The sequence below is a fragment of the Jiella sonneratiae genome (assembly GCF_017353515.1).
In the GTDB taxonomy this organism is placed as follows: Bacteria; Pseudomonadota; Alphaproteobacteria; order Rhizobiales; family Rhizobiaceae; genus Jiella; species Jiella sonneratiae.
Genome location: NZ_JAFMPY010000026.1, coordinates 1 through 12,332, shown reverse-complemented (window position 1 = coordinate 12,332; position 12,332 = coordinate 1). Strand labels below are relative to the sequence as shown.

Here is a 12,332-nt window from a genome sequence, read left to right as displayed (position 1 = left end):
AGATGACGACCTCAAAAGATGACCACCTTATAGGGAGATGCCGCCCGATTGCGCGGCGACCGGCGGCCGTCCCCGCCGTCCCTGCAAACCCCAAACGAAAAGCCCGAGGCACGAAGCCGCGGGCTTTCGGGGGCATGCCGGCGATGTCGGACCGGCGTCAGCGGACCCGGCGCCGCTCCGTGACCGCCTGGAAGGCGAGCTTGGCGTGGAAGCTGCAATAGGGCGTTCCCTCGCCGGAATGATCGCCGCAGAAGTGGAAGTCCGGCGACAGCGGATCGCCGATCGGCCACTTGCAGGTCCGTTCGGTCAGTTGCACCAGCGTCAGCTTGCGCATCATCGGCACCACCTCGCCCTTGCGGGCGATCGGTTCGGCAGCCTCTTCGGCTTCATGGTCGAGTTCAACCTTCAGCGCCGTGGCGCCGACGGTCCGGGCCACGGTGCGGCTCGGCTGGATCGCCTGCGCGGCGACCACCTGCGGCGTCAGGATCCGCGACGCGGCGGCCGCGACCACCGGCTCCGCCACCACGGCGACGACCGGCTTCGCCTCGGCGGCGGGCGCCTTGGCGCGGGATTCGAGTTTCAGGCGATGCACCTTGCCGATCACCGCATTCCGGCTGACGCCGCCGAGCTTTTCGGCGATCTGGCTGGCGCTGTGACCCTCGGACCAGAGTTGACGCAGCATGTCGACGCGTTCGTCTGTCCAACCCATTGGCTTGCTCCTTCGTCAAGCAAGCGGCGATCGGAATCCACCACCCGTCTGCGCAAGGCCCCATGCGCAGAGGGAGATACAACATGTATGGTGAAACTAGGTCCGCCGCTCGAAGTCTAGTATCTAGGCACGGAATTTACCGTATCGCTGGACTCGCTGGCAAGAGTCGTGCCGCCGGCAAAAGCGCGTGTCGATGCTTTTTCCCCAAGCAATATGGGGACCCGTCTGCGAATATTCAGGGGCGGCCATGCCGGCAGATGCGGAAAATGCCGCAAAAATCCGCAGTCCCTTGCCTCGCACAGCCCGGACCGGCATGTTATAGGAAGTCATCCGAGACATCGGAGACGTACGGAAAGCCTGCCCCGCGGCAGGCTTTGACGTTTTCGGGCGCTTCGTCGAGGCGCTTTTGCAAGAGTTGAACAAGATGGATCAGTCGTCGCAGGACAATTCGCCGCTCTTTCAGACCTACGCACGCGCACCGCTCGCCTTCGAGCGCGGCGAGGGCGTCTGGCTGGAGTCGCGCGACGGGCGACGTTTCCTCGATCTGTCCGGCGGCATCGCCGTCAATCTCCTCGGCCATGCCCATCCCCACCTCGTCGAGGCGCTGAAGGCGCAGGCCGAGAAGCTCTGGCACACCTCGAACCTCTTCGAGATCCCCGGGCAGACGCGGCTCGCCGAGCGGCTGATCGAAAACACCTTCGCCGACAAGGCGTTCTTCACCAATTCCGGCGCCGAGGCGCTGGAATGCGCGATCAAGACCGCGCGGCGCTACCACTACGTCTCCGGCCATCCCGAGCGCTACCGGATCATCACCTTCGAGGGCGCCTTCCACGGCCGCACGCTGGCGACGATCGCGGCCGGCGGCCAGGCGAAGTATCTCGAAGGCTTCGGCCCCAAGGTCGAAGGCTTCGACCAGCTTCGTTTCGGCGATCACGAGGCGCTGCGTCTGGCGGCGACGGGATCGGAGGTGGCGGCGATCCTCATCGAGCCGATCCAGGGCGAGGGCGGCATCCGCGGCGTGCCGCCGCAGTGCCTCGTCGGCCTGCGCCAGCTCTGCGACGAGCACGGCATCCTCCTGATCTACGACGAGGTGCAGACCGGCGTCGGGCGCACCGGCAGGTTCTACGCCTACGAACATTCGGGCGCGGCCCCCGACATCATGGCCTCGGCCAAGGGGATCGGCGGCGGCTTTCCGATGGGCGTGTGCCTCGCGACGAACGAGGCGGCGAAGGGCATGACGGCCGGCACCCACGGCACGACCTATGGCGGCAATCCGCTGGCCATGGCCGTCGGCAACGCCGTGCTCGACGTCGTGCTCGCCGAGGGCTTCCTCGAAGAGGTCCGCCGCAAGGCGCTCCTCTTCAAGCAGTCGCTCGCCTCGCTCGCCGACCGCTTCCCCGACGTGATCGAGTCGATCCGCGGCGAGGGCCTCCTGATCGGCCTGAAGATGCATGTGCCGAACACCCGGATGATCGCCGCGCTCCGCGATGCGGGCGTCGTCGCGGCGCCGGCCGGCGACAACGTCGTGCGGCTGTTGCCGCCCCTCACCATCACCGTGGAGGAGATCCGCCTGGCGATGGAGCGGATCGAGAGCGCGGCCGCCGATCTTTCGGCGCCGCTCCAGCGCGCCAGTGCATGAGATGCCGATGACCATGACGACGAGTTCCGACCCCCGCCATTTCCTCGACATCTCGAAGGTCTCGCGCGAAGAGCTGCGCCGCATCATCGACGACGCCGTCAGCCGCAAGGCGAAGCTGCCGGCCGGCGACAAGCCGCTCGCCGGCAAGATGCTGGCGATGATCTTCGACAAGCCCTCGACCCGCACCCGCGTCTCCTTCGACGTGGCGATGCGCCAGCTCGGCGGCGAGACGCTGTTCCTCTCCGGCGCCGAGATGCAGCTCGGCCGTTCGGAGACCATCGCCGACACCGCCCGCGTGCTGTCGCGCTACGTCGACGCCATCATGATCCGGACCACCAGCCACGACCGGCTGCTGGAGATGGCCGAGCATGCGACGGTGCCGGTCATCAACGGCCTGACAGACGACACCCATCCCTGCCAGATCATGGCCGACCTGATGACCTTCGAGGAAAAGCGCGGGGCGGTGAAGGGCAAGGTCTTCGCCTGGTCCGGCGACGGCAACAACGTCCTCGCCTCCTTCGCCGAGGCGTCGGCGCGCTTCGATTTCGAGCTCAGGATCGCGACGCCGGAGGGCTCCGACCTCGACGGCCGCTTCGTCGACTGGGCCCGCGGCGCGGGGGCGAAGATCCTCACCACCACCGATCCGCTCGAGGCGGTCGCCGGGGCCGACTGCGTCGTCACCGACACCTGGGTGTCGATGGGGCGCGAGGACCGGGCGCGCGGCCACAACGTGTTCATGCCCTATCAGGTCAACGAGGCCCTGATGCGCCACGCACGGCCCGACGCCCTGTTCATGCACTGCCTGCCCGCCCATCGCGGTGAGGAGGTGACCGACGGCGTCATCGACGGCCCGCAGTCGGTGGTGTTCGACGAGGCCGAAAACCGCCTGCATGCGCAGAAGGCGATCCTCGCCTGGTGTTTCGGCGAGACCCCCGGCATGGCGGCCCATGGCTGAGAACGAGCGCTTCCTGACGGCGGGCGATCTTGCCGGCGACGATGCCGTCGTGCCCTTCGCCGTCGAGGCGCTGGACGCGCGCGGCCGCGGCGTGCAGCTCGGCCCGATGTTGAACCAGATCCTCGACCGGCACGCCTATCCCGAGCCGGTGTCGCGGCTCCTCGCCGAGATGATCGTCCTGACGGTGCTGCTCGGCACCTCGCTGAAGTTCGAGGGCAAGTTCATCGTCCAGACCCAGACCGACGGGCCGGTGGATCTCCTCGTCGTCGACTTCTCGACGCCGGCGAGCGTGCGCGCCTATGCCCGCTACGACGAGGAAGCCCTCGCCGAGGCGGTCGCGAGCGGCGCCACCAGCTCGGAGGACCTCCTCGGCAAGGGTACTCTGGCGCTGACCGTCGACCAGGGCGTCTACACCCAGCGCTATCAGGGTATCGTCGAATTGAACGGCGAGGACATCGAGGCCGTCGCCGAGACCTATTTCCGCCAGTCCGAGCAGATCCCGACCACGGTGAAGCTCGCCGTCGCCAAGATCGCCCGGCGCGGCGAGAAGGGCTTCGTCGAGAGCTGGCGGGCCGGCGGCCTGATCGCCCAGTTCCTGCCGGAGTCGCCCGAACGCATGCGCATGCCGGACCTTCCGGGCGGCGATCTGCCGGAAGGCGTCGAGGAATACGACGACGGCGACGAGTTCGACGACGCCTGGCTGGAGGTGCGGGCCCTCGTCGACACGGTCGACGCCTCGGAACTCACCGACCCCGAGGTCGGCGTCGAGCGCCTGCTCTTCCGCCTGTTCCACGAGCGCGGCGTGCGGGTGTTCCCGACCGACAGGGTGATCGACGACTGTTCCTGCTCGCGCGAGCGGATCGGCAGCGTGCTGTCGAGCTTCACCGCCGAGGAGATCGAGGAGAGCGTCGAGGACGGGGTGATCAAGGTCACCTGCGAATTCTGCGGCACGCACTACGAATTCGACCCGGACGATTTCCGCGAGGATTGATCTGGAGGGGGTCGCTGTTTCGGCGATTGCGCGGGACCACCCCCCTCTGTCCTGCCGGACATCTCCCCCGCAAGGGGGGAGATCGGAAGCGTCGAAGTTCGGCTCTCTTCCGTCATTCGTTCTGCAACCTGCCGACTTTTGCGGGCAGCAGGGACATTGGCGCAGGGTCGATCTCCCCCCTTGCGGGGGAGATGCCCGGCAGGGCAGAGGGGGGCGATCACGCGCAGGCCGACAAAAACCCTCAGGTCCACAGACCGACCCGACTCTCCACTTCCTCACACGGCAGCGGCTGGCTCGCCGTCCTTCGGCATCAGCGTCTGCCGCAGGACGATCAGCCCGACGATCGCGAGCCCGATCAGCGTCGAGACGAGCTCCGGCGCGACGAGCAGCATCGCCGCTGCCGCCAGCACCCAGCGCTCCACGGCGTAGAGCGGCCCGGCGAGCCAGCCGGCGAACGCTGCCGACAGGGCGACGATGCCGATGATCGTGCCGGAAAAGGCGAGCGCGAAGGCCTGCCAGGTGAAGCCGTCGGTCACCAGGAGCAGCGACGGTGCGAAGACGAAGACGAAGGGCACCAGCGCCTTGCCCATCGACAGCCGGAAGGCGGTGTTGCCGGCCTTGAACGGGTTGGCGTTGGCGATGCCGGCGCCGGCATAGGCGGCGAGCGCCACCGGCGGCGTCACGTCGGCGAGGACGCCGTAGTAGAAGACGAAGAAATGCGCGACCAGCGGCGCGATGCCGAGGAGGCCGAGGACCGGCGCGGCCACCGACACCATGATCAGATAGGTCGCGGTCGTCGGGATGCCGCAGCCCATGACGATGCAGACGATCGCCGTCAGGATGAGGGTGATCAGCAGCGTCAGCGTCGGAACCCCCATCACGTCGAAGGGGACGAAGGGGGCGATCGCCGCCGCCCAGCCGCCGGCGGTCGACGTCACCATGTAGGCGATCTTGAAGGAGACGCCGGTCAGAGTCACGACGCCGATGATGATGCCGACGGTCGCCGCCGCGGCGCCGACGGCAAGCGCGTATTTCGCGCCGAGCACGAAGGCGTCGAAGACGTCGCGCGGGCCGATCCGGTTGAGCGGGTTGACGAGGCCGACGACGATGCAGGCGGTGATCCCCCAGAAGGCCGCGAGATAGGGCGTGTAGCCCTGCATCAGGATGGCGATCAGGAGGATCAGCGGCACGACCGTCGGCCAGTCGCGCTTCAGCACCGCCCCGACCTTCGGCAGTTCCTCCTTCGTCAGGCCGCGCAGGCCGAGGCGCTTGGCCTCCAGATGCACCTGCACCAGGACGCCGAAGAAATGCATGAAGGCCGGCACGATCGCCGCGGTGATGATCGTCGTGTAGGAGACGCCGAGGAACTCGATCATCAGGAAGGCGGCGGCGCCCATCACCGGCGGAGTGATCTGCCCGCCCGTCGAGGCCGCTGCCTCCACGGCCGCCGCGAAGTGGCGCGGATAGCCGATGCGGATCATCGCCGGGATGGTCAGCGAGCCGGTGGTGACGGTGTTGGCGATCGACGAGCCGGAGATCGAGCCGAGCAGCGCCGAGGAGAACACCGAGACCTTCGCCGGCCCGCCGGAGAAGCGGCCGGCCAGCGCCGAGGCGAGGTCGATGAACAGCCGGCCGAGGCCGATGCGCGTCGCCAGCACGCCGAACAGCACGAAATGGAAGACGTAGGTCGCCACGACGCCGACCGGCAGGCCGTAGATGCCCTGGCTGGTGAGGTAGAGATGGTTGACGAGGGTCTTCCAGTCGGCGCCGGGATGCACGAGGACGCCCGGCGCATAGCGCCCGAAGATGCCGTAGGCCATGACGAGGACGGCGATCGCCGCCAGCGGCCAGCCCATCGAGCGGCGCGTCGCCTCGAGCAGGACGACGATCAGGATCGTCCCCATGACGACGTCGATCGGCAGCGGGTTGCCGACCCGGAACGCGAGGTCGTCGAAGATGTACGGCACGTAGAGCGCCGAGACCACGGCCGCGACGGCGAAGAGCCAGTCGAGGATCGGCAGGCCGAAGGGCCGCAGGAGCGACGACGGATAGAGCCTTTCCTGGCCCTTCGGCGTCGCTGCGAAGACGATGAAGATCAGCGACAGGACGAAGGCGAGATGGACGCCGCGATGGGTCGCCTCGCGCAGCAGGCCGAAGCCGGCGGTGTAGTAGTGGAAGAGCGACAGCGAGAAGAGCAGCAGCGCGGCGACGAAGCTCGCCGCCTTGCCGAGCGGGCGAAAACGCACTTCCGGGTCGAAGCGCTCCTCCAGCTCCTTGGTCTTGTCCGGATCGAACTCGGCGGTCTTGGTCATCGGCTCTCGACGTGGCCGGGTCCGGCCGTCCGGGGAGGTGGAAGGCGGACCGGCCGCCCGGCGCGGGGCGCGAGGGCGGCCGGCGATGCGGAAAAGCTTACTTCGAGGCGGTGATGCCGGCTTCGTCGTAGAACTTCTTGGCGCCCGGATGCAGCGGGATGGCGACGCCGTTCAGCGCCGTCTCCTTGGTGATCTCCTTGCCCTTGGCGTGGCCGGCGTCGAGCAGCTTGCGGGTGTTGTCGTTCCACAGCGCCTTGGTGACCTCGTAGATCAGCTCTTCCGGCTGATCGGCGCTGGTCACCCACTGGGCGCCGACGGACAGGGTCTCGACGTCGCCGTCCTGGCCGTCATAGGTGCCGGCCGGGATCGTGTTCTTGGCGAAGAACTCGTAGTCGGTGGTCACCTTCTTCGCCTCGTCGCCGGCGATCGGCACGATGGTGATCGGCGTGTTCGAGGCGAGCTCGACGATCGCGCCCGCCGGGAATCCGCCGACGAAGAAGAAGGCGTCCATCGCCCCGTCGCGCATCCGGTCGGCCGCCTGGTTGGGCTTCAGATATTCCGGCTCGATGTCCTTCTCGGTGATGCCGTAGGCCTCGAGGATGAGGCGGGCGTCGACCAGCGTGCCGGAGCCCGGCTCGTCGAGCGAGACGCGCTTGCCCTTGAGGTCGGCGACCGAGGTGATGCCGGAATCCTTCTTGGCGACGAGATGGATGCTCTCGGGATAGAGATTGGCGATCGCCCTGAGCTTCTCGACCTTGCCCTTGCCCTCGAAGACGCCGGTGCCGGTCTGCGCCCAGTAGGCGACATCGGATTGCGAAAAGCCGGATTCGAGCGTGCCCGAGCCGATGGCGTTGACGTTGGCGACCGAGCCGTTCGAGGCGATGGCGGTGGCGACGAGGCCCGGCACGCCGCAGCTTCCGCCCTCGTCGCAGGCGCGCGACCCCGGCGGGTTGGAGATGGCGTTGGCGAGAAGTCCGCCGATCGGGAAGTAGGTGCCGGCGGTGCCGCCGGTGGCGATGCGGAAGAACTTCATGTCCTGGGCGAAGGAGCCGCCGACGGCGAGGGCGCCGATGGTGACGGCGGCACCGGCCGCGATCAGTGTCTGCTTCATCGAAAACCGCATGGGCTGGTTCCTCCTCTGTGGGGTCTGGACTGCGAAGAGGTCGGACCATAACCAGCAATCGGCCCGGCCGGAACCCTTCATGACAGTCCGGTAAGGTTCGCCCACAGGATGGCGGCGCCCCGCGTGCCGCGCGGGGCGGGCGGGAGGCGGCCTCGCGGAACGCGATCGGCCCGCCTCTTCGTGAAAGAGGCGGGCCGATGGATGGCGTCCGGCGATGTCCGCCGGGATCAGATGTAGCCCTGCTCGCGCAGGTAGTCGACGACCTTGTCGGCGAGCTCTTCCGGCGACGCCATGCCGCCGGCCAGCGTGATCTCGGCCCGCTCGGGCGTCTCGTAGGGGCTGTCGATGCCGGTGAAGTTCTTGATCCGGCCCTCCCGCGCCTTGCGGTAGAGGCCCTTCGGATCGCGCTTCTCGGCGACGTGCAGCGGCGTGTCGACGAAGACCTCGACGAATTCGCCCGGCTCGAGCAGGTCGCGCGCCATCTGCCGTTCGGAACGGAAGGGCGAGATGAAGGAGCACAGCACGATGACGCCGGCGTCGACGAACAGCCGGGCCGTCTCGGCGACGCGGCGGATGTTCTCGACGCGGTCCTCCTCGGTGAAGCCGAGGTCGCGGTTCAGCCCGTGGCGGACGTTGTCGCCGTCGAGGAGATAGGTGTGCTTGCCAAGGGCGAACAGCCGCTTCTCGACGAGGTTGGCGACCGTCGACTTGCCGGCGCCGGAAAGGCCGGTGAACCAGATCGCCGCCGGCCGCTGGCCCATCGCCTCGCCGCGGCGCTGCTTGTCGAGGTCGACCGCCTGCCAGTGGATGTTCGAAGCGCGCCGCAGCGCGAAGTCGATCATCCCGGCGCCGACCGTCAGGTTCGACAGCCGGTCGATGACGATGAAGCCGCCGGTCGCCGGGTCCGCCGCGTAGGCGTCGAAGGCGATCGGCTCGCGGAACGAGAGGTTGACCACCGACACCTCGTTCAGCCCGACCTTCTTGGCGGCCAGATGCTGGAACGAGTTGACGTCGACGTTGTACTTGATCTCGGTGACCGAGCCGGCGACGGTCTTGGTGGCGATCTTGAAGAGATAGGGTCGCCCCGGCACCAGCGGCTCGTCATGCATCCAGATCAGATGCGCGGAGAACTGGTCGGCGACTTCCGGCCGCTGGTCGGCGTCGCACAGAAGATCGCCGCGGGAGATGTCGATCTCGTCGGCAAGGGTGATCGTCACCGCTTCGCCGGCGACGGCGCTGTCGCGCTCGCCGTCGTAGGTGACGATCGACTTGACCGTGCTCTTGCGACCCGAGGCGGCGACGACGAGTTCCTCGCCCACCGACACCGTGCCCGAGGCGAGGGTGCCGGAATAGCCGCGGAAGTCGAGATTGGGGCGGTTGACCCACTGCACCGGGAAGCGCATCGGCCGCTCGGCCTCGGTGCCGCGCACCTCCACCGTCTCGATGTGCTCGAGCAGGGTCGGGCCCTTGTACCAGCCGAGATTGTCGCCGCGCTGGGTGACGTTGTCGCCGAAGCGCGCCGACATCGGGATCGGCTGGATGGTTTCGAAGGCGAGCTCGTGGGCGAAGGAACCGTAGTCGTCGAGGATCTCGTTGAAGACTTCCTCGGAATAGCCGACGAGGTCGATCTTGTTGATCGCCAGGACGACGTTCCTGATGCCGAGCAGCGAGGCGATGTAGGAGTGCCGGCGGGTCTGGGTGAGGACGCCCTTGCGTGCGTCGATCAGGATCACCGCGAGGTCGGCGTTGGAGGCGCCGGTCGCCATGTTGCGGGTGTACTGCTCGTGGCCGGGCGTGTCGGCGACGATGAACTTGCGCTTCTCGGTGGCGAAGAAGCGATAGGCGACGTCGATGGTGATGCCCTGCTCGCGCTCGGCCTCGAGACCGTCGACGAGCAGCGCGAAGTCGATGTCCTCGCCGACCGTGCCGTGCTTGGCCGAATCCTTCTGCAGCGTCGCCAGCTGATCCTCGAAGAGCAGCTTGGTGTCGTAGAGCAGCCGGCCGATCAGCGTCGACTTGCCGTCGTCGACCGAGCCGCAGGTGAGGAAGCGCAGAAGGTCCTTGCGCTCCTGGCGGGAGAGATATTCGGCGAAGGCCGCGGGATCGAAATTGTCCATCAGAAATAGCCCTCGCGCTTCTTCTTCTCCATCGACCCGGCCTCGTCGTGGTCGATCAGCCGGCCCGAGCGCTCGGAGGTGCGGGCGATCAGCATCTCGTGGACGATCTCCGGCAGCGTCGCGGCGGGCGATTCCATCGCCGCGGTCAGCGGGTAGCAGCCGAGGGTGCGGAAGCGGATCAGCCGCATCTCCGGCGTCTCGCCCTCGGCGAGCGGCATCCGCGCGTCGTCGACCATGATCAGCTGGCCGTCGCGATGCACCACCGGGCGCTTCGCCGCGAAATACAGCGGCACGATCGGGATGTCCTCCTTCAGGATGTACTGCCAGATGTCGAGCTCTGTCCAGTTCGACAGCGGGAAGGCGCGGATCGACTCGCCCTTGCGGACCCGGGCGTTGTAGATGTTCCAGAGTTCCGGCCGCTGGTTCTTCGGGTCCCAGCCGTGGTTCTGCGTCCGGAAGGAGAAGATGCGCTCCTTGGCGCGGCTCTTCTCCTCGTCGCGGCGCGCCCCGCCGAAGGCGGCGTCGAAGCCGTATTTGGTCAGGGCTTCCTTGAGCGCGTCGGTCTTCATGATGTTGGTGTAGGCCGACGAGCCGTGGGTGAAGGGGGTGACCCCCTGCCTGACGCCTTCCTGGTTGGTATGGACGATGAGGTCCATGCGTGCGTCCTTGGCGGCCTGGTCGCGGAAGGCGATCATCTCGCGGAACTTCCAGGTCGTGTCGACGTGCAGCAGCGGGAAGGGCGGCGGCGAGGGATAGAAGGCCTTCTTGGCGAGATGCAGCATCACCGAGGAGTCCTTGCCGATCGAATAGAGCATGACCGGATTGCGGAACTCGGAGGCGACCTCCCGCATCACGTGGATCGATTCCGCCTCGAGGCGCTGGAGATGGGTGAGTTGCGTTGCGTTGATGGCCGTCGATGCCGACATCTTACGATCAGTCCCTGGTTCCGGCGCCATGCGCCGATCATTCGCATCCGTCGCGGCTTCGCGACGCTCGACCGGCTTTCAGCCTGCTTCCTGTGCCAATTTCGTGGCGAGGCGCGGATCGGCGAAGCCGACGAAATGCGGATTGGCAAAATCGACGTCGCCGCTCTGGCGCCGCTTGCCATAGGCGAGGGGACGGCCGTCGAGGGTGGTGACGATGCCGCCGGCGGCCCGCAGGACGGCGTCGCCCGCGGCCGTGTCCCATTCCATCGTCCGTCCGAGCCGCGGATAGACGTCCGCCGCACCCTCGGCGAGGAGGCAGAACTTCAGGGACGAGCCGCGCGAGACGAAGGATGCGACGTCGTAGCGCTCCAGCCATCTTTCGGTCTCGGCCGAGCCGTGCGAGCGGCTGCCGACCGCGACGATCCGCGGCGGCGCCGGCCGGGCGGCGATCGGCTCCGTCGAGACGATGGCGCCGTCCTCGACGCGCGCCTTGAAGGCGCCTTCGCCGGCCGAACCCGCCCACAAGAGCCCGATCGCCGGTGCATAGACGACGCCGGCCACCGGCACGCCGGCTTCGACCAGCGCGATGTTGACGGTGAAGTCGCCGTTGCGGTTGATGAATTCCTTGGTCCCGTCGAGCGGGTCGACGAGGAACAGGCGATCGGCCTCGGCCGGTATCTCGCCGGCGGAGACCGCTTCCTCGGCGACGACGACGACGTCGGGGGCGAGGCCGGCGAGCCGCGGCCGCATCACCGCCTCGCAATTGATGTCGGCCTGCGTCACCGGCGAGGCGTCCGCCTTGGTCGCGGTGTCGAAGGAGGTCGCATAGACCGCGAGTATTTCCTCTCCGCCCGCAAGGGCGATCGCGGCCAGTTCTGAAAGCGTCAAAGCGAACCCATTCCTGTCTCGATGCCGATCGACGGTTCCCTTACGGAAAACCGGCCGCGACGGCAATCTTCGCCGGAAGCTCAGCCGGAAAAGCCGCGCGGACGAAACTTTCTTGCTGCTTTGCAGCACGCATAGCAGATGGTCGGTGCCATGCAAGAGGCGGGGGCGGCGGCGGGAACGGCGCGAGGCGGATGCGCCCTGTGTCGAATTGCGCACACAGCCGGGCCAAAACGTCACTGCGCAGTTTGCCGGCCGTCCGGATGAACCTCTCCTTGAGGAGGCTGTGATAGAAGTGGCGCCAGGAAATGACTCGAAGTGCCCGGCAGGGCCCGTGGGGGTACGGGTCCGGCCGGAACGACGGGACGAAGCGCGGCGGTGCGCATCATCGTCAGCCGCGCAGAAGACAGTGACGGCAGGGGGAAACTGGATGGCGGCCAATGGCGCTTTGCGGGGGCACACGTCGAAGACGATGCCCGGGGGCGAGGTCGTGCGCAGGAAGGCCGTGAGGGCGCGGGGCGGCTGCGCGCGGCTGGTTCTGGCGGGGTTGGCGGCGGGGCTGTTGTCCGGCTGCGCGGCGCTGCCCTCGGCGGGGCCGACGGCCGGCGCCTTCGTCGGCAATGTCGACGAGAGCGCGGTGCAGTGGCGCGACGGCTATCTGCTGGTTCCCGTCGA

10 protein-coding genes are annotated in these 12,332 nt (G+C 67.7%); 4 read left to right on the top strand and 6 right to left on the bottom strand.

Features of this window, described 5'->3' with window-relative positions; all coding sequences use genetic code 11:
* Positions 1-157: 157 nt before the first annotated feature.
* Positions 158-709 carry a GcrA family cell cycle regulator gene (locus J1C47_RS19290; protein ID WP_207352428.1) on the bottom strand — a complete coding sequence of 184 codons (552 nt, stop codon included), beginning with the start codon at positions 707-709 and terminating at the stop codon, positions 158-160.
* Positions 710-1,133: 424 nt separating this feature from the next.
* On the opposite strand from J1C47_RS19290, the gene J1C47_RS19285 reads away from it, so the two are divergent.
* From J1C47_RS19285 to J1C47_RS19275, 3 genes are read left to right on the top strand one after another with little or no spacing between them, the layout of a single operon-like run.
* Positions 1,134-2,348 carry an aspartate aminotransferase family protein gene (locus J1C47_RS19285; RefSeq protein WP_207352427.1) on the top strand — a complete coding sequence of 405 codons (1,215 nt, stop codon included), beginning with the start codon at positions 1,134-1,136 and terminating at the stop codon, positions 2,346-2,348.
* Positions 2,349-2,361: 13 nt separating this feature from the next.
* Positions 2,362-3,303 carry an ornithine carbamoyltransferase gene (gene argF / locus J1C47_RS19280; protein ID WP_207352466.1) on the top strand — a complete coding sequence of 314 codons (942 nt, stop codon included), beginning with the start codon at positions 2,362-2,364 and terminating at the stop codon, positions 3,301-3,303.
* The gene (locus tag J1C47_RS19275; protein ID WP_245396679.1) at positions 3,296-4,294 is read left to right on the top strand and encodes an Hsp33 family molecular chaperone; all 999 of its coding nucleotides are present in this window, start codon (positions 3,296-3,298) and stop codon (positions 4,292-4,294) included. Before argF ends, J1C47_RS19275 begins: the two co-directional genes overlap by 8 nt.
* 275 nt (positions 4,295-4,569) lie before the next feature.
* On the opposite strand, the gene J1C47_RS19270 is transcribed toward J1C47_RS19275, so the two are convergent.
* The 5 genes from J1C47_RS19270 to cysQ all read right to left on the bottom strand — a co-directional run bounded on the left by J1C47_RS19270 (position 4,570) and on the right by cysQ (position 11,660).
* Positions 4,570-6,606 (bottom strand): TRAP transporter permease, encoded by a 2,037-nt coding sequence (locus tag J1C47_RS19270; protein WP_207352425.1) that lies wholly within the window; start codon positions 6,604-6,606, stop codon positions 4,570-4,572.
* Between the two features lie 97 nt (positions 6,607-6,703).
* Complete coding sequence (locus J1C47_RS19265; protein WP_207352424.1) at positions 6,704-7,729, bottom strand: TAXI family TRAP transporter solute-binding subunit; 1,026 nt, start codon at positions 7,727-7,729, stop codon at positions 6,704-6,706.
* 227 nt (positions 7,730-7,956) lie between these two features.
* Positions 7,957-9,846, bottom strand: a complete 1,890-nt coding sequence (cysN, locus tag J1C47_RS19260) for a sulfate adenylyltransferase subunit CysN (protein ID WP_207352423.1) — start codon at positions 9,844-9,846, stop codon at positions 7,957-7,959.
* Positions 9,846-10,772, bottom strand: a complete 927-nt coding sequence (gene cysD / locus J1C47_RS19255; RefSeq protein ID WP_207352422.1) for a sulfate adenylyltransferase subunit CysD — start codon at positions 10,770-10,772, stop codon at positions 9,846-9,848. The genes cysN and cysD overlap by 1 nt, the downstream gene beginning before the upstream one ends.
* 78 nt (positions 10,773-10,850) lie before the next feature.
* The gene (cysQ, locus tag J1C47_RS19250; protein WP_207352421.1) at positions 10,851-11,660 is read right to left on the bottom strand and encodes a 3'(2'),5'-bisphosphate nucleotidase CysQ; all 810 of its coding nucleotides are present in this window, start codon (positions 11,658-11,660) and stop codon (positions 10,851-10,853) included.
* Positions 11,661-12,087: 427 nt separating this feature from the next.
* Between cysQ and J1C47_RS19245 the strand changes: the two genes are divergently transcribed.
* Positions 12,088-12,332, top strand: a 245-nt coding sequence (locus J1C47_RS19245) for a hypothetical protein (RefSeq protein ID WP_207352420.1), incomplete at its 3' end; no start/stop codon positions are given.